Origin of the sequence: Desulfosporosinus sp. SYSU MS00001 (assembly GCF_049943955.1) — a bacterium.
Taxonomy (GTDB): Bacteria; Bacillota; Desulfitobacteriia; order Desulfitobacteriales; family Desulfitobacteriaceae; genus Desulfosporosinus.
In genome coordinates, this window is sequence record NZ_JBNFTW010000002.1 from 487107 (window position 1) to 504770 (window position 17664).

At 46.2% G+C, this 17664-nt stretch carries 14 protein-coding genes and 1 riboswitch; all 14 genes read left to right on the plus strand.

Annotation, left to right across the window (positions count from 1 at the left end; genetic code table 11):
• Positions 1-83: 83 nt before the first annotated feature.
• The 14 genes from ACPUYX_RS05700 to ACPUYX_RS05765 all read left to right on the plus strand — a co-directional run bounded on the left by ACPUYX_RS05700 (position 84) and on the right by ACPUYX_RS05765 (position 17622).
• Positions 84-1847 carry a sigma 54-interacting transcriptional regulator gene (locus ACPUYX_RS05700; RefSeq protein ID WP_426378741.1) on the plus strand — a complete coding sequence of 588 codons (1764 nt, stop codon included), beginning with the start codon at positions 84-86 and terminating at the stop codon, positions 1845-1847.
• A gap of 323 nt (positions 1848-2170) precedes the next feature.
• Positions 2171-3418: a YgeY family selenium metabolism-linked hydrolase gene (locus ACPUYX_RS05705; protein ID WP_426378742.1), complete on the plus strand. Its 1248-nt coding sequence runs from the start codon at positions 2171-2173 to the stop codon at positions 3416-3418.
• Between the two features lie 87 nt (positions 3419-3505).
• The gene (locus tag ACPUYX_RS05710; RefSeq protein WP_426378743.1) at positions 3506-4510 is read left to right on the plus strand and encodes an ornithine carbamoyltransferase; all 1005 of its coding nucleotides are present in this window, start codon (positions 3506-3508) and stop codon (positions 4508-4510) included.
• Positions 4511-4512: 2 nt separating this feature from the next.
• The gene (gene arcC / locus ACPUYX_RS05715) at positions 4513-5463 is read left to right on the plus strand and encodes a carbamate kinase (RefSeq protein WP_426378744.1); all 951 of its coding nucleotides are present in this window, start codon (positions 4513-4515) and stop codon (positions 5461-5463) included.
• 196 nt (positions 5464-5659) lie between these two features.
• On the plus strand, positions 5660-7054 hold the full coding sequence (gene hydA, locus ACPUYX_RS05720; RefSeq protein ID WP_426378745.1) for a dihydropyrimidinase: 1395 nt from the start codon (positions 5660-5662) through the stop codon (positions 7052-7054).
• A 1-nt stretch (position 7055) separates the two neighbouring features.
• The gene (xdh, locus tag ACPUYX_RS05725) at positions 7056-9611 is read left to right on the plus strand and encodes a selenium-dependent xanthine dehydrogenase (protein WP_426378746.1); all 2556 of its coding nucleotides are present in this window, start codon (positions 7056-7058) and stop codon (positions 9609-9611) included.
• 196 nt (positions 9612-9807) lie between these two features.
• Positions 9808-10653: a selenium cofactor biosynthesis protein YqeC gene (gene yqeC / locus ACPUYX_RS05730; protein WP_426378747.1), complete on the plus strand. Its 846-nt coding sequence runs from the start codon at positions 9808-9810 to the stop codon at positions 10651-10653.
• The gene (locus ACPUYX_RS05735; protein WP_426378748.1) at positions 10635-11315 is read left to right on the plus strand and encodes a nucleotidyltransferase family protein; all 681 of its coding nucleotides are present in this window, start codon (positions 10635-10637) and stop codon (positions 11313-11315) included. Before yqeC ends, ACPUYX_RS05735 begins: the two co-directional genes overlap by 19 nt.
• A gap of 41 nt (positions 11316-11356) precedes the next feature.
• On the plus strand, positions 11357-12205 hold the full coding sequence (gene yqeB, locus ACPUYX_RS05740; protein WP_426378749.1) for a selenium-dependent molybdenum cofactor biosynthesis protein YqeB: 849 nt from the start codon (positions 11357-11359) through the stop codon (positions 12203-12205).
• A 239-nt stretch (positions 12206-12444) separates the two neighbouring features.
• Positions 12445-12544, plus strand: a riboswitch (purine riboswitch).
• 65 nt (positions 12545-12609) lie between these two features.
• The gene (locus tag ACPUYX_RS05745) at positions 12610-13452 is read left to right on the plus strand and encodes an FAD binding domain-containing protein (RefSeq protein ID WP_426378750.1); all 843 of its coding nucleotides are present in this window, start codon (positions 12610-12612) and stop codon (positions 13450-13452) included.
• Entirely contained in the window at positions 13449-13916 is a 468-nt protein-coding gene (locus ACPUYX_RS05750; RefSeq protein ID WP_426378751.1) for a (2Fe-2S)-binding protein, read from the plus strand. Before ACPUYX_RS05745 ends, ACPUYX_RS05750 begins: the two co-directional genes overlap by 4 nt.
• On the plus strand, positions 13913-15178 hold the full coding sequence (locus ACPUYX_RS05755) for a xanthine dehydrogenase family protein molybdopterin-binding subunit (protein WP_426378752.1): 1266 nt from the start codon (positions 13913-13915) through the stop codon (positions 15176-15178). The genes ACPUYX_RS05750 and ACPUYX_RS05755 overlap by 4 nt, the downstream gene beginning before the upstream one ends.
• A complete protein-coding gene (locus ACPUYX_RS05760; protein ID WP_426378754.1) occupies positions 15175-16176 on the plus strand; it encodes a xanthine dehydrogenase family protein molybdopterin-binding subunit in 1002 nt (333 codons plus the stop codon). Before ACPUYX_RS05755 ends, ACPUYX_RS05760 begins: the two co-directional genes overlap by 4 nt.
• 84 nt (positions 16177-16260) lie before the next feature.
• Positions 16261-17622, plus strand: coding sequence for an NCS2 family permease (locus ACPUYX_RS05765; RefSeq protein ID WP_426378755.1), 1362 nt, complete (start codon positions 16261-16263; stop codon positions 17620-17622).
• Positions 17623-17664: the final 42 nt, after the last annotated feature.

A 17664-nucleotide genomic window follows, 5' to 3' on the forward strand; every position in this document is an offset into this window, starting at 1 on the left:
CGTAAATGGACTTCGAGTCTCGAAATGAGACTAAGAGTTGTATATAATGTAATCATGTAGTGAATTATTATTGAGGTGCTAAGATGTATCACCTAAGTGACATAAAAACAACAGTACAGCAGACTGCAGATGCTATTGCTGCGGCTTTAAAAATCGAGGTTGAAATTGCCGACGCCGATTTAATTAGGGTTGCCGGCACAGGCAAGTATAAGATTCGCTCCGGGAGTCCAATGAATGATGGCTTTGTTTATCGTCATGTTATGAAAACCGGAGACCCGGTAATTATTGATAATCCCGGTTACAATGAGCTTTGTAAGCCGTGTACTTGTCGGGGGAATTGTCTTGAGTTTGCCGAAGTGGCGATTCCTATTCGTGCCGATGATCATATTATTGGTGTGATAGGCCTGGTAAGCTTTGATGAAGAGCAGACCAATCGCTTGATGGATAATAAACAATCGCTTTTGAGTTTTCTGGAAAAGATGTCTGAGCTTCTTGTAGGCAAAGTGGTGGAAAGTCACCAAAACCGTGAGCGTGAGCTTCTGACAAGTCAGTTGCTTACAGTGCTTAATTTATTGCCTGATGGTATTTTATTAATTAACGACCAGAAGAAAGTAACCCATTTTAACGCTCATGCCAGAAAGCTGCTGGATATTGAAGTGGACCAGGAATTAGAGCTCTATCAGTTATTAGATGATAAAAAGTTATGGCTGGCTGTGGAAAGAGGAGAACAGTTTTCTGGTCCAATCCGAGGGAAACGTGTAGCTACTCAGCTTTATTGTGATGTTGTTCCGATTAAGAACAATGAAGTCATTGAAGGTGCCGTTATTACGATTAAAGATATTCAGCAGATTAAAAAGTTAGTTAAAGAGGCAACAGTGAGTGAAATTGAAACTCATTTTTCCCAGATTATAGGCAATTCGGCGAAGATGAATGAGCTTAAAACCATGGCTTTGCATGTTGCCCCCAGTAAGGCTACGCTATTAATTCAAGGAGAAAGCGGGACAGGCAAAGAATTGCTGGCACGGGCTATTCATCAGAGCAGCAATCGTAAAGGGCATGCTTTTATTGCGATTAACTGCGGGGCAATTCCTGAAAACTTATTGGAAAGTGAACTCTTCGGCTATGAAGAGGGCTCCTTCACCGGTGCACGGCGGGGCGGAAAGATGGGGAAATTTGAACTGGCACATAATGGGACAATCTTTCTGGACGAAATCGGCGACATGCCTCTGCATTTACAGGTTAAGATTTTAAGAGTTTTACAGGAGCGCCGAGTTGAACGTATCGGCAGTACACGTTCGATTCCTTTAGACGTTCGAGTGATTGCCGCGACTCACCGTGATCTTGAAGAGATGGTGAAGACTGGCGAATTTCGCGAAGATCTATACTATCGGCTCAATGTTATTCCTTTAATGATTCCTCCCTTGCGCGAGCGTCAAGAAGATATTCCTGTTCTAGTTCAATTCTATTTGGATTATTATTCCTCCGTAACAGAAAAAGCGGTCAAAGACCTAACACCTGAAGCAATGGTAAAATTAACCCATTATCCTTGGCCGGGTAATGTTCGGGAATTAGGCAACGTCATCGAATACTGTGTAACCATGGTTGTAGGAGACTTTATTACCATTGACAATCTCCCCCAACGTATTAGAGATGGTCTTAAAGCGGAGCCTAAAAGCAGCTCTTTGAACTTAAAACAGCTTGAACGAGAGGCTATTACGAAAGCCCTGACTATTGCCGAAACAGAGGGGCATAAGGAAGATGCAGCCAATATGCTTGGGATTAGTAGGGCTACCCTTTATCGAAAGATAAAGGAGTATCAAATTGGAGAAAATAAAACCTTTTTTTAGGCTTGATGGTGAAGATAACGAGGCATTTTCCTGTATCAAAACTTGACGAATGTCTCAAAATGAGATTAGAGGCTTCGATTCTGCTTGTGGCACTGGTCGAGAACATTCCAACGTTTATTTCATTAACTATACGGTCTCAATTTGAGATTGCAGTTAAAATATCTATGTTGTTGATTAAATTCAAACTGCTTAGAGCCCTTAACTGTAAAGAAATAAGGTATCTGGAAGTGGCATGAATCTTGCATTAATCTATAAGGGAACGATCATAATACCTATGACGGTCGAAAATCCACAATCCAAACGTAGTGAAAGGGGAATTTATTTTGGATACCGATTTTGCAAAAGTTCTGGAATTGGCCAAAAAGTATGAACCTGAAATGAGCCGTTTCTTACGTGATCTTATCGCCATACCAAGCGAGAGCTGTGATGAAAAAGATGTCGTGCTGCGAATCAAAGAAGAAATGATTAAAGTAGGGTTTGATCGAGTAGATATTGACCCTATGGGTAATGTCCTCGGGTATATCGGTCATGGCAAACACCTTATAGCCATGGATGCCCATATTGATACCGTGGGAGTCGGCGATCCGGGACTTTGGAAATATGATCCCTATCAAGGGTACGAAGATGAAGAGATTATTATCGGCCGCGGCGCATCGGACCAAACCGGAGGTATGGCCTCCATGGTTTATGCCGGCAAGATTATTAAAGATCTTGGTTTAGAAGATGAATATACATTAGTGGTTGTCGGGTCTGTGCAAGAAGAAGACTGCGATGGTTTATGCTGGCAATATATTATTAAAGAAGATAAAGTTGTCCCTGAATTTGTGGTCATAACCGAACCCACTGATGGCAAAATTTATCGCGGGCATCGGGGACGGATGGAAATTAAAGTGATGACGAAAGGCGTTAGCTGCCATGGTTCTGCTCCTGAACGAGGAGATAATGCTATTTATAAAATGGCTCCGATTCTGACGGAACTTCGCAGTTTACATGAAAACTTGACGGATCATCCTTTCTTAGGTAAGGGCAGTTTAACAGTTTCAGAGATTTTCCACACTTCGCCATCACGTTGCGCCGTAGCTGATAGTTGCTGGATTTCGGTCGACCGTCGTTTAACAGCCGGAGAATCCTGGGAATTCGCACTTCAACAAATAAGAAATCTTCCTTCTGTCAAAGCGGCAAATGCCGAAGTAAGTATGTACACTTATGAACGACCATCTTATACGAATCTCGTTTATCCTACCGAATCGTATTTCCCAACTTGGTTGATTGAGGCCGGACATCCGGTTAGCACGACCTTGGAAGAGTCCTACAAAGGACTGTTTGGCAAGGACCCCGTTGTTGATAAGTGGACCTTCTCCACAAACGGTGTTTCCATTATGGGTCGTTATGGAATTCCTTGCATTGGTTTTGGACCTGGTCATGAGGATCAGGCTCATGCGCCCAATGAGCGTACCTGGAAAAAGGAACTCGTGGATTGTGCCGCTATGTATGCAGTCATTCCAAGTTTATATGTCCAAAAGTATGTCGATCTCATGCCAAGCGCTACAGAAAATTTAGTGAAGCTGTAAGTTGTCTTAGAACGACTGCAACATGGACAAGGAATTTTAACACATTTACTGATCTGAAAGAATTAACTAGTAGGAGGAACCAATACAATGCAAACAGTATTCAGAGGACGTCATTTCATCAATTTAGAGGATTTTACTAAAGAAGAACTTGACACAATGCTCGAAGTTTCTATGGAACTTAAGCGGAAGTTTGCCATGGGTGAAGATACACCCTACCTTACGAACAAAACCGGTTTTTTAATGTTCTTTGAACAATCGACCCGAACCAGAAACTCTATGGAAGCAGGGATGGCTCAATTAGGCGGTCATGCAGGTTTCCTGGATTCCAGCACCATGCAGGTTGCTCACGGCGAAACAGCCAAAGACACCGCCATCATCCTTTCACGCTTTGGGCATATGATTGCCTGCCGTTACTGCAACTGGGGCAGAGGAAATGCCTACTTAAACGAGATGGCTCGCTGGTCTTCAGTGCCTATTATGAATCTGCAGTGCGACCTCTATCATCCTTTCCAAGGATTAGCTGACCTAATGACCATTAAAGAGAAACTTCCTGATTTACGCCGCAAAAAAATCTCCATTATTTGGGCTTATGCTGAAAGCCATAAGAAACCTATCTCCGTACCAGTTACCCAAGTGCTGCTCTTCCCTCGTTATGGTATGGATGTTTGGTTGGCTTATCCCGAGGGCTGGGAACTTCCTGACTGGGTTATTGATCAAGCCAGAGCCAATGCTGAGAAGCACGGCGGCACTCTGACGATTACCCATGATGAGGCAGCAGCCTACAAAGATGCCGATATCGTTATTCCTAAGAGTTGGGGGAACTGGGTTACAGACCAAACAGGAGCTACCGAAACCGGTGCCAGCAAGGTGATTGATGATGCTTTAATTGCTAATAAGAGCTGGAAATGTACAGAAGCTAAAATGGCTACGGCCAGCAAAGATGTTATGTATATGCATGCTCTGCCGGCTGACCGCAATAACGAAGTTGAAGATTCGGTTATTGACGGACCTCATTCAATTGTTTATGATGCAGCTGAAAACCGCTTGCATACTGCAAAAGCAGTGATGACTTTATTGGTAGGTGGAAAATAAACGTGAGTACGTTAGCTGTTGTTGCTATCGGTGGGAATTCTCTGATTCGGGATAAAGGACATGAAACCGTTGAGGATCAATATCAGGCAGTCTGTGAAACAGCTAAGCATATTGTGGGCATGATTGAGCAAGGGTATGAAGTGATCATTACTCATGGCAATGGTCCCCAAGTTGGGTTTATTCTCAGAAGGTCTGAAATTGCAACGGATGTTGCCAGAATGCACCAGGTGCCCTTGGTGAGCTGTGGAGCCGATACCCAGGGTGCTATTGGCTATCAAATTCAGCAGGCCATGGATAATGAGTTTAAAAAACGAGGCGTGAAAAAGTCTGCGGTCACCATTGTGACTCAGGTCGTGGTTTCCCCGGATGATCCGGCCTTTCAAAAGCCAGCAAAACCCATTGGCTCCTTTTATTCAAAGGAACAGGCTGAACTTATTAAAAGGTCGAATCCTTCCTGGGTGATGGTTGAAGATGCAGGACGGGGATACCGCAGAGTTGTACCGTCACCTCTGCCCCAAGAAATTGTTGAAAAAGACGTCATTAGTCGCCTGGCCCGCGACGGCTATTGCGTTGTGAGCGTTGGAGGCGGCGGAATTCCTGTCATGAAACGAGAAGATAATTCCTTCCAGGGCGTTGACGCTGTGATTGACAAAGATTTTGCTTCCAGCCTTTTAGCCTCCGACATTAAAGCCGATCTCTTAATAATTTCAACCGGAGTTCCAACGGTTTACCTCAACTATGGGAAACCTGACGAAAAAGCCTTAACGAACGTGTCCCTGGCCGAACTAAAACAATATATGGCTGAAAATCACTTCGCCCCCGGGAGCATGCTGCCAAAAGTCCAGGCAGTGATCAAATTCTTGGAAAATGGCGGTAAAGAGGCAATCATTACTAATCCGGAATCCCTTGAAGATGCTGTAGCCGGAAAAACAGGAACTCATGTCTATCCTTAAGAATTCAGTTTTCACATTGAATCAGATTGAGTAACAATAGTTCGTCAACCAGAGTGCTTTCCTTGGAAAGCACTCTGTCTCAAACTTTTAGAATCCTCTGAAGGTTTTCGATAAATGTTAGTTCAAGATTAGTAAACATGCAAGGATGGGAGCCAATCCCAAGAACATCTAAAATAAGCCTTAAGGAGATTTTAGAATGGGTATTGTTTTAAATGGCGGGACAGTTGTAACAGCTGCCGATGTGTATCAAGCAGACGTCCGGATTGAAGGCGAGAGAATTGCGGCCCTTGGCCGCGAGATCAAGCAACCTGGTGATCAGGTTATAAATGTGGGCGGCTGCTTGATATTTCCGGGTGGTATTGACCCCCATACCCACTTTGACCTCCCGGCAGGAGATATTACGACTTCCGATGATTTTTATTCGGGGACTAAAGCCGCTTTATTGGGAGGCACTACGACAATCCTGGATTATGCCACTCAATTTAAAGGGGAAAGTCTCAAAACAGGTTTAGAAAATTGGCATAAAAAAGCCGACGGCAAATGTTTTGTTGATTATGGTTTTCATATGGCTATTACTGATTGGAACGATGCCATCGCTCAAGAAATGACAACAATGGTTCACCAGGAAGGTGTGCCTTCTTTTAAATTGTATATGGCTTATAAGAATGTCTTGCAAGTCGACGACGGTTCACTCTTGCAGGCTCTGCGTCAGGCCGGGAAATGCGGAGCACTCGTTTGTGTGCATTGCGAAAACGGTGATGTGGTCTATGATCTTGTCCATAAGGCTTGTCAGGAAGGGAAAACAGCACCTCGCTATCATCCATTAACTCGACCTCCCGAGGTAGAAGCTGAAGCGACATCGCGGGTAATTACTCTCGCTCAATTGGCCGATGCGCCTCTTTATATTGTTCATCTTACCTGCAGTGGTGCCCTTGAGGCTGTAACTAGGGCCAAATTACAGGGGGAAGAAGTCTATGCGGAAACTTGCCCTCAGTATTTGTTGCTCGATGATAGTTATTACAGTTCCGAAGGCTTTAATGGTGCGAAATATGTGATATCTCCGCCCTTGCGTCCGGTTCAGAACCAAGCCGCCTTATGGTCGGCCCTGCAAACGGGGATTTTAGAGACGGTCGCCACCGACCATTGTGCGTTTAATTATAAAGGTCAAAAAGAGCTGGGTCTTGGAGATTTCAGTAAGATCCCTAACGGAGCACCCGGTGTAGAAACCAGGATGGGGTTACTGTACACTTATGGCGTACAGTCGGGTAAATTAAACCTTAATGAATTTGTTGCTTTAACCTCTACTAATGCCGCAAAATTATTCGGGTTATTCCCCCGCAAAGGGACGATCGCACCGGGCAGTGATGCAGATCTGGTGGTATGGGACCCGAGTGTTTCCTCCGAAATCTCAGTCGAAAGGCTGCACCAGGATGTTGACTACACCCCCTTTGAGGGCTTTAAACAGCAGGGAAAAGCCCTTCGAGTATTTTTACGCGGCAGGCAGGTGTGTCAAGACGGCCAATTAACCCAAGAATTACCTGCAGGAAAGTATTTGTTCCGGAATCCATTTCTGAGGAGAAAGGATGGGTAGAATGTTTAAGATTAATGTCAATGGAACAGAGTATTCTTGTCAGGACGATATGAACCTTATGGAATATTTGAGGGACGTATTGCACATCACATCCTTAAAAAACGGCTGCGGTGAAGGGGTATGCGGTGCCTGTACTGTACTAGTTGATGACAAGAAGGTGCGCGCTTGTACGCAAACATTGGCTAAAGTGGCAGGAAAAAAAGTCTTAACCGTTGATGGGTTGTCCGAACGGGAAAAGGAAGCCTATACCTGGGCTTTCGCTGAAGCAGGTGCTGTCCAGTGCGGATTCTGTATTCCCGGAATGGTCATAAGTGCCAAAGCCTTAATTGACAAGTCTCCCAATCCTACCTCCAAAGAAATCAAAGAGGCGATCCGAGGCAATATTTGCCGCTGTACCGGATATGTCAAAATTGAACAAGGAATTATGTTAGCAGCTAAGGTATTGCGCGGTGAGCTTCAGCCTAATGCGGTGAACCGCACCGGAGCTGGAGTGGGGACGAGCATTCAGCGTTTGGATGCTCGGGAAAAAGTACTGGGAAGCGGCGAATATGTGGATGATTTATTTGTTGATGATATGCTTCAGGCTGCAGTTTTGCGCACGAGTTATCCCCGTGCCTTGGTTAAAAGGATCGATACCTCTGCAGCACGTGCTTATCCTGGTGTCGAGGCAGTTTTGACAGCAGATGATATTCCAGGGGTTAATGAACACGGGCATATATTTCACGATTGGCCGACTCTGATTCCTGTTGGACAAGAAACCCGTTACGTCGGGGACGCCATTGCCTTGGTCGCCGCGCGGACAAAGAAGCAGGCCCGCGAAGCATTAGCTTTAATCAAGGTTGATTATGAAGAGCTTAAACCCGTTCTTAGTCCGACGGAGGCTTTAGCAGAAGAGGCACCGAAAATTCATACTCAAGGAAATCTGTTAAGCACCACGAAAATTAAACGGGGTAATGTTGAGGAAGCGCTGGCAAAATCTGAGTATGTGGTAACTCAACGTTATTCAACGCCGCCCACGGAACATGCTTATATGGAACCGGAAAGTGCTTTGGCGATTCCGCAGGACGATGGGGGAATTTTAGTCTATGTCGGAGACCAAAGTGTTTATGACGATCAACATGGAATTATGGGAATTTTGGGACTTCCTGCGGAAAAAGTTCGGGTCATTAGTAAGCTTGTAGGCGGGGGTTTCGGGGGGAAAGAGGATTTGAGCGTCCAGCATCACGCGGCTCTTTTGGCTTACATCACTAAAAAACCCGTAAAACTTACCCTTTCGCGTAAGGAGAGCATTCTCGTTCATCCGAAACGACATGCTATGGAACTGGAGGTTACAACCGGGTGTGATGCAGAGGGGAGATTGACCGCTCTGACTGCAAAAATCGTTGCTGACACAGGAGCTTATGCTTCCTTGGGGACCGCCGTTTTGCAGAGGGCCTGTACTCATGTGGCCGGCCCCTATCAAATTGCTCATGTCGATATTACCGGACTTTGTGTCTACACCAATAATCCTCCTGCCGGGGCCTTCAGAGGCTTTGGAGTTCCGCAGGCGGCGTTTGCCTCGGAAACAAATCTTGATCTTTTGGCTGAAAAAGTTGGTGTCTCTCCCTGGGAAATTCGTTACCGCAATGCCCTGGAGCCCGGAATGATTAATCCTACAGGTCAGATCACCGATGAGGGGACAGCTGTTAAAGAAACACTCCTGGCGGTACGTGAGGTGTACGAGTCCAATCCTTATGCAGGGATTGCTACAGTCATGAAAAATACGGGTATTGGTGTCGGCTTGCCGGATACGGGTCGGGTGAAACTGCAAGTCCGAGCCGGAAAAGTAATGGTGCTCACCAGTGCCGCCTGTATCGGGCAGGGGTTGGCCACTGTGGCGACCCAGATCGTCAACGAGGCTACCGGCCTGCCACTGGAACGGATCTCTTTCGGCGCTCCCGATACCTTTTTGACTCCTGATTCGGGAACCACCACAGCCTCCCGGCAAACCTTGTTTACAGGGGAGGCTATTCGCCAGGCATCTCTGAAACTTCAGCATGCTTTATACAAATCGTCTCTGGAAGAGTTGGAGGGCTTGGAGTTTTATGGAGAATATTTCGGAAAGACGGACCCCATCAATTCTGACAAACAAAATCCGGTCAGCCATGTTGCTTACAGCTACGCTACTCAAGTGGTAATTCTTAATGAGCAGGGTCTCGTGGAAAAGGTTGTTGCAGCTCACGACGTGGGGCGGGCCATTAATCCTAAAGCTGTTGAAGGACAAATTGAAGGCGGAGTTGTCATGGGGCTGGGTTACGCTTTGAGAGAAGATTTTCCCTTACAAAATGGCGTTCCAACCGCAAAATTTGGTACTTTAGGGTTATTAAGATCAACTGATGTCCCGGAAATCGAGACAATGATTATCGAAAAGAATTCTTCTCCCTTGGCCTACGGAGCTAAAGGTATCGGAGAGATTTCTTCCATTCCCACGGCACCCGCTGTTGCCTCAGCTTATCATAAGTTTGACGGCAAGGTGCGCTGTACGCTTCCGCTGACTGAGACGCCCTATAAGAAATAAGATAAAGAGGCTGACGCCGAGTGTCTATTCAAGCCATTCCTGACTTCCTAGACACCCGGCGTCCATGTTTAGTAACTGACAAGTTGCACTTATAGTTAGAAAAGGGATAAAGTTTATAATTTTTTGATAAAACTTTGAAATGGTCTTGATATCGGCTCAGAAAAAGGTTAATCTCAAATAGGTGCAGGTAATGAATATGGCGGAATTCAAGAATAATTCTCGAAAAAAATGGGCGGGAGGAAGCCTTTGGGAAATGACGAAGCATGCCCAAGTCATTTCCTTGATTGGGGCAGGCGGAAAAACTACTTGCCTCCAGGCTTTGACTCAAGAAATACGTGCTGCAGGACATCCGGTGATTGCCACAACCACAACGAAAGTGTACCCGGATCATCAAGTACGGCCATGGCGTCATGCCAATCCTCCGCCCTTTGAGTCTCATGGCGTTTATTTTTGGTATGCAGGCGAAGAACAAGGAAGCGGAAAATGGTTGGGAAATTCTCCGTCCACAGTCGATAAAGCAATCTTGGGGGAATGCCGGTGCTACTGGATTGTTGAAGGCGATGGGGCACGGGAGCGCCGTCTAAAGTGCTGGGCGTCCCATGAACCTCAAATTCCCCTAGGTTCAGAATGCGGAGTTTTGGTTTTGGATGGCAGACTGTGGGGACAGGAGTTGAAAGAGGAGGATATCCATCGGTCAGAATATTGTCCTTATTTGGTCCATCATCAGTTCACCGAGGAAAACGCCTGGCGATACTTTAAGAAGTCTCCGGTATTTTACCCTCAGTATCAACATCTTGCGTGGGTTATCTTTCTTAATATTCCTCAGCGGCCTGTTCACCGACATCCTACACAAGCGGAGTCTTCTGAGGGAGCGTATTTCTCTGATTTAAGGGCCCCCGAACCTGAAGTTCTGCTCGATGCCCTTTACAGCAAGGGGACGGAAGAGGTGCGCTCTAAAGGATTGAAGGTAAAGCCAAGAAGCTTAAGACTGGCTGCAGGTGATGCTAAAGGGGGGAAGCTGCAATGGTTCGACTTGTGGTAATGGCGGCTGGGCAAGCAACTCGCATGGGACGGGATAAACTGGCGTTACCTTACATAAATACTACTGTCCTCGGGCATGTCATCAATACCATTTTAGAAGGAATTATACTGCAGCAAAAGTTATCACAGAACTTATCTCGGGATTTATCCCAAGAATTATCTCAAGATTTGCCTAAAGGATTAATAGAAATTCATGTGGTCACGCGACGGCCTCCGGAAGACTATCTGACTAAGGATACGCTTCTTTCTTTTCAAGAAATGGGGGGGAAGTGGTTTCAAGTCCCCCAAGCAATTCCTCTTTCGGAAACTCTTCGGATTGGGCTAAGGGATTTACAGGAAACTACTCTGATGGTGGGCTTTTTACCCGGGGATCAGGTTGGCATTACCTCTCAAGGACTGGCAGGATGTTTTGGACAGGCCCTGAGAGAGGCTCCGGACTTTTTAGTGCCGGTCTCGCAGACAGGAGTCGGTTCTCCAGTCTTTTTCCACCGCCGCTATGTTTCAGAACTCCGTGAGCTGCAAGGGGAAGAAGGGGGAAGGAAAGTTTTATACCGTTATCCTGAACGCTGGACTCGGCAGAGAGTAAAAGAAACCTTCCTGCAGGATGTGGATACACCTGAAGAGTATCAGGCTTGGATGGACTATATTCAAAAGAAAGTTTAAAACTCCATTTAATTAAAGAATATGATAAGGAGAATCGCGTTATGGATAAGAAACTTAAGCTGAATGGACCCGTTGTCTTAGTTCGCGGAGCCGGAGAGCAAGCTACAGGGGTCGGATGGACTTTAGCCAAAGCGGGATTCCGAGTCGTCATGACGGAAGTCCCCAAGCCCTTAATGGTTCGCTGGCCGGTATGTTTTGGCACGGCTGTTGTGAAGGGCAATTGGCAAGTTGAAGGAATTGCGGCGAATCTCGTTTCTGAAGCAGAGACGTGCGCTAGTGTTTGGGAAGACGGTGCTATTCCAATTTTGATTGACCCCGAGCTTCAGTTCTTATCAAGATTGAAGCCGACTTTCTTGGTTGATGGCATTCTGGCGAAACGCAACATAGGGACACGTCGGGATATGGCACAATTAACGATAGGCTTAGGTCCTGGTTTTACGGCTGGTGATGATGTGGATCTAGTCATAGAAACGAACCGAGGACATGACTTGGGCAGGTTGATTTACACAGGTCCAGCCCAGCCGAATACAGGAATTCCTGGTAATATTGCCGGATACACCAAAGAACGCGTCGTATATTCTCAGCAGGCAGGAGTCTTTCGGGCCAAACGAAATATCGGCGAGAAGGTTCAGGCGGGAGAATGTTTGGGAATTATTGATGACGGACTTGGTTCCCAGGAGATAGCATCCTCTATTGACGGAGTTTTACGAGGACTACTGCTGGATGGAACACCGGTAGATGCTGCAGTCAAAGTAGGCGATATTGATCCTCGAGGGAAGAAAGAGTATTGTTATACGATTTCTGAAAAGGCCCGTGCCATTGGTGCTGCAGTCCTGCTTGGGATTATAGAGAGTAATCGGTTGAATCCACTTAGTCTGAAAGCAGAATAGTTCGCATAAAGTTCTCGGAATATAATGGAATGTTTATAGAAGATGAAACCTTGCCCAACGTATAAGCTGTAGCGCGCAAATATCTATATCCTAAATCAATATATTGGGGTAAATGTCCCAAAGGGACTTTTTCAGGGGAAGATATTTAGAGAATATTGGCAATAATTATTTACGTTTATTTGTGAATTACAAGTAGGAATTTTACCGAGCCTGACGAATAGATAGTATAGTAAGAAAAAATGAATAGTTCTGCTTAAACTCATATATCCTTGATAATCGGATCAAGGGTGTCTACGAGGCAACCGTAATTGCTTCTCTATGAGCCATGATGGTTTATGGAGAAACAATTACGGTTGCTTTTTGTGTACTATTTTTATCGGGCTCTAAGCAAGGGAGGACATTCCATGAAGTATTATCAACCGCAACGTGTCAATGAAGCCATAGAAATTGCACATTCATCTCAAGGAATGTTTTTGGCCGGAGGAACGGATCTGGTACTTCAGATGCAGAAACGCAAGATCCAACCCAAGGCGTTAATTGACCTTGGCAGAATTCCGGAACTTCGGGATATCAAAGAAACGAAAGAGTATATAGAAATCGGCAGCATGGCAACCTTCTCTGATCTGGGACAAAATCAATTAATTGCAGAGAAGGCAGCTTCTCTCTGGTTAGCTTGCCAGACGATGGGTTCGCCGCAGATTCGCAATCAGGCGACCATTGGAGGAAATCTCGGAAATTGTTCTCCGGCGGCCGATGGCTTGCCTCCTCTCTTAGCCTTAGGGGCTGAGGCTGTTATAATTTCCGGCGAAGGAGAGAAGCAAATGCCTCTTGCTGACTTATTAGAGCAGACGCCGTTACTTTCTCCAGGTACTCTGATTGTCGGATTTAAAATACCTAAAATTCATCAGTTGAGTGGATTTGCCAAACTGGGCCGACGTGAAGCCTTAGCCATTGCTCGCTTAAGTGTTGCTGTAGCTCTGGAACTTGATGGTTCAAAGGCTGTAAAGGTTCGGGTCGCGTTAGGTGCCGTCGGCAGGCGCGCTTTTCTAAGTGACTCGCTGGCTCAAGCTTTAAGCCAACGGGAGTTTAATGAATCATGGCTGGAACTGGGGATTAGTCAAGTTCAAAGTGTTGTCCGCGCTGCTTTGGGAGACAGAGCATCAGCTCCTTATAAACGGGTTGCCGTGGCCGGTGTTTTTCGTGAGGCGATTGCTTCTTTGAGGCAGCAAGGAGGTTTGGATAAATGATAACAATTGAATTTAGCGTTAATGATAAAAACTATGTTTTAGAGGTCGATCCGAGGGAACGATTGCTGGATGTGCTGCGCAATCGCTTGGGCTTGATGGGGACAAAGGAAGGATGCGGAGAAGGAGAATGCGGTGCCTGCACCGTGATTTTAGACGGAAAAACCGTCAACTCCTGTCTCGTTCTGGCAGGCCAAGCCCATAACTCCGTGATTACGACGATTGAGGGTGTCGGGAATCGTCAGAGCCCCCATCCTGTTCAAAAGGCTTTTGTGGAAGTCGGCGCAGTACAATGTGGTTTTTGTACTCCGGGAATGGTTCTTTCTGCGAAAAATTTACTGGACAAGAATCCTCATCCCAGCGACGAGGAAATCGGAGTTGCTTTATCTGGAAACCTCTGCCGTTGTACGGGCTATGATAAGATTCTGCGCGCTGTCAAGCTGGCTGCTGAGGAGGGAAAACAATGAAAACTGATGTAGTAGGTTCTCGAGTCCTGCGCGAAGATTCTTGGGGAAAGGTTTTTGGTCAGACGAAGTTTCCGGCAGATGTCAACCTTCCCAACCAATTATACGGAGTTGTTGTACGCAGTCCTCATCCTCATGCTCGGATTCTGAGTATTAACAGCGAAGAAGCTATGAAGCTCCCAGGCGTTGCAACTGTTCTGACGGCTAAGGATGTGCCCCATAATTCTCATGGCGTATTGTTCCGGGATCAGCCGGTCATCGCCGACTATGTGCGCATGGTGGGGGACCCGGTCGCCGTTGTGGGAGCTGAAACTATGGAGACTGCACGTGAAGCAGCGGAGCGAATTCGGATCGATTATGAAATTCTGCCTGCCGTCTTTGATCCCGAGGAGGCCATGAAGCCTGAAGTTTCGCCTCTGCACCCCGAACTTCAGCCCACTAATGTTCTGTACCATCTGCCCATTCGCCGAGGATCGCTGGAGGAAGGGTGGGCCAAAGCAGATGTTATCGTTGAACAAGTTTATAAGACACCGCATGTAGATCATGCTTTTTTACAGCCGGAGGCGGTTCTCGCTTACTTGGACGAACGAGGGCATATGGTAGTTCAGACTGCTACGCAATATGCGCACTATGATCGCGGAGAAATTGCTCATGCCCTAGGGTTTCGTTACAGCCAGGTGCAAGTAAAGACTTTGGCTGTCGGTGGTGCTTTCGGCGGACGAGAAGATATCTCACTGCAAATTATTGCGGCCTTACTGGCTTTGAAGACTCAGAGACCCGTCAAAATGGAGAATACTCGGGAAGAATCTTTTTATTCCCACAGTAAACGTCATCCGATGACCATGTATTACAAGACAGGAGCTGCCAGGGATGGCAAGCTTGTAGCCCTGCAGGCTAAGATTATTGGTGATGCAGGGGCGTATGCTTCCTGGAGCGTCAATGTTTTGCGCAAATCTGCTGTTCATGCTACAGGGCCTTATGCAATACCCAATGTTGAGATAGACAGTTTTGCAGTATTTACGAATAATCCCTTTACGGGTGCGATGCGGGGCTTCGGTGCGGCTCAAACGGTACTGGCCTATGAGAGCCAGATGGATCTTTTAGCTAAGAAGTTGGGAATATCACCTTTAGAAATTCGTTTGCGCAATTGTTTCCAGGTGGGAAGCATCACGGCAACGGGACAAGAGCTGACAAGCAGTGTTCCTCTGGATCAATGTTTAGCCAAGATCGCCCCATATTTCCGAAGAGAGGTGGAAACTCTATGAAAAAGCGGGGAATAGGTTTGGGCTGCGCCTGGTATGGGACCGGGTACGGCAATGGCTTCCCTGATGTTTCAAGTGCTTTTGTGGAAATTCATGACGATGGTTCAGCTACGGTCCTGACTGGGGCCGTGGATGTGGGGCAGGGCAGCAGTTCGATTTTTGCGCAAATTGCCGCTGAAGAACTAGGCCTGCGAGCAGAGGATATTTGTGTTAATACCGCAGATACAGATGTAACTCCCGATTCGGGGACTACTGCTGCAACCCGTCAAACGTATAATACCGGCAATGCGGTTCTCAAAGCGGTGCGTCAGGCAAAATCCAGCTTACTGAACTATGCCGCCCGTGAATTTTCCTGTCCTACACCGGAAGGTATTGAGCTTAAGGCAGGGTATATCGGAGTCAAGGGTGATCCGTCCCGACGGATGATTTTGGGGGATATGGTTTTTAAAGCCCGTTTAAATGGGGAGCGCTTTATCAGCGCGGAAAGTTCGACAGCTCGTTCGACTCCCGTGGATCTGACGAGCGGACAGGGGGCGCCTTACTGGCCCTATTCCTTTGGCTGTCAGGCGGCGGAAGTGGAAGTAGATACGGAAACAGGCAAGGTGAAAGTTCTTAAAGTTACCGCCGTTCATGATGTGGGGAAGGCCTTAAATCCCACCCAAGTCGAAGGGCAAATTGCAGGCGGAGTGACGCAGGGTATCGGTTATGCTCTGCTGGAAGAACTTGAGTTACAAAAGGGAATGATTAAAAATCCGGCATTTTCCAGTTATCTGATTCCCACGGCACTGGATGTGCCTAAAATAGAAGCATACTTTGTCGAAGAAGCTGAAGAGAGCGGCCCTTATGGCGCCAAGGGCCTCGGTGAACCTGCGATGCTTCCGACGGTTGCTGCTGTTATCAATGCAATCGATGATGCTGTGGGGGTAAGGATCACTGCGTTACCAGCGACACCGGAAAAAATCCTGCAGGCACTAGCAGAAAAAAAGGAGGAATTGGGGTAAACTATAAAAATACTGTACTTTATGTTTTGGCATCAAGGTCAGTCAGAATGAGGCATTAAATGTCGATTTTAGGGAGGGCTGCTCATGTCAAGCGTGTCAAAGAATTCTTCGCCTCCAGCCAATCATGGCTTCCTCGATAGCTATTTTCATCTATCCGAACTGGGAACCAATGTGCGGACCGAAATTCTAGCCGGAGTGACAACCTTTGTCACCATGGCTTATATCCTCTTCGTTAATCCAAATATCTTAAACGCCGCTGGAATGCCCATGAATGCAACCTTTGCTGCTACGGCGATTGCTGCTGCTGTCGCAACCTTAATCATGGGTGTGTATGCTAACTATCCAATCGCTATGGCTCCCGGGATGGGACTTAATGCATTTTTCACTTACTCAGTAGTCATTGGAATGAAACTTCCTTGGCAAACTGCTCTCGGTGCGGTCTTTATTTCTGGATTGATTTTCTTTCTCTTAACCGTCACTAAAGTCCGGGAATGGATTATGGAAGGAGTTCCCACGGTTTTACGCCTTTCTATCGGTGTCGGCATTGGATTATTTATTGCCTTTATCGGCTTGCAAGATGGCGGCCTTGTCACAGCCAATAAGGATACTCTGGTTCAATTAGGCAATATGAAGTCTCCTAGTGTCCTTGTGACCGTATTTGGGTTAATTGTAACTGGATTCTTTATGGCTAAACGGATTAAAGGCGGCCTATTATATGGAATCTTTCTGACCACGATTTTTAGTATGTTTATGGGCGTTAAGCAGTTCCCAACGAGTTTATCGAGTTTCGTTACTTTCTCCAATCCTTTCCATGCTGTAGCACCGATTATGGGTAAACTTGATTTTGGGGGCGTATTTGACCGTGGTTTAATCTCAATTCTTTTTGCCTTTACGTTTGTCGATTTATTTGATAATATAGGGACCTTACTGGGGATTTCCCGCAAAGCTGGTCTTTTGGATGAAAATGGCAATCTGCCAAGAGTCGGCAGAGCTTTGATGTCCGATTCGATAGGCACAATGTTTGGCTCTATCATGGGGACTCCAACGGTAACGTCCTATATTGAAAGTACGGCAGGCGTAGCTGAGGGCGGCAAGAGTGGTTTAACCGCAGTAACCGTTGCAGTTCTTTTCGTTTTATCCATCATCTTTGCTCCTCTTGTTGGCTTGATTCCAAGTCAAGCAACAGCACCTGTTCTTATTCTGGTGGGTGTCTTAATGATGAGCGAAGTAGTCCATATCAATTTTGAAGATTTTACGGAAGCTTTTCCAGCCTTTATCACCATTGTCATGATGCCCTTAACTTATTCTATTGCTCAAGGCTTGGCATTTGGGTTCATGTCTTATACCATTATTAAATTAATTACCGGAAGACACAAAGAAAACAATGCAGTAACCTATATCTTAACTATCTTATTTATCATTCACTTTATCCTTGGTGGGGGTTAATAAGTCACGGGTATAAGGGAGAGATGTGTATGAAACGTTAAG

Bases quoted from the DNA above. Each gene is read 5' to 3' on its own strand.
- hydA (WP_426378745.1), top strand. From the start codon at position 5,660: ATGGGTATTGTTTTAAATGGCGGGACAGTTGTAACAGCTGCCGATGTG.
- yqeC (WP_426378747.1), top strand. From the start codon at position 9,808: ATGGCGGAATTCAAGAATAATTCTCGAAAAAAATGGGCGGGAGGAAGC.
- xdh (WP_426378746.1), top strand. From the start codon at position 7,056: ATGTTTAAGATTAATGTCAATGGAACAGAGTATTCTTGTCAGGACGAT.
- ACPUYX_RS05710 (WP_426378743.1), top strand. From the start codon at position 3,506: ATGCAAACAGTATTCAGAGGACGTCATTTCATCAATTTAGAGGATTTT.
- ACPUYX_RS05765 (WP_426378755.1), top strand. From the start codon at position 16,261: ATGTCAAGCGTGTCAAAGAATTCTTCGCCTCCAGCCAATCATGGCTTC.
- ACPUYX_RS05755 (WP_426378752.1), top strand. From the start codon at position 13,913: ATGAAAACTGATGTAGTAGGTTCTCGAGTCCTGCGCGAAGATTCTTGG.
- ACPUYX_RS05750 (WP_426378751.1), top strand. From the start codon at position 13,449: ATGATAACAATTGAATTTAGCGTTAATGATAAAAACTATGTTTTAGAG.
- ACPUYX_RS05760 (WP_426378754.1), top strand. From the start codon at position 15,175: ATGAAAAAGCGGGGAATAGGTTTGGGCTGCGCCTGGTATGGGACCGGG.
- ACPUYX_RS05735 (WP_426378748.1), top strand. From the start codon at position 10,635: ATGGTTCGACTTGTGGTAATGGCGGCTGGGCAAGCAACTCGCATGGGA.
- yqeB (WP_426378749.1), top strand. From the start codon at position 11,357: ATGGATAAGAAACTTAAGCTGAATGGACCCGTTGTCTTAGTTCGCGGA.
- ACPUYX_RS05700 (WP_426378741.1), top strand. From the start codon at position 84: ATGTATCACCTAAGTGACATAAAAACAACAGTACAGCAGACTGCAGAT.
- ACPUYX_RS05745 (WP_426378750.1), top strand. From the start codon at position 12,610: ATGAAGTATTATCAACCGCAACGTGTCAATGAAGCCATAGAAATTGCA.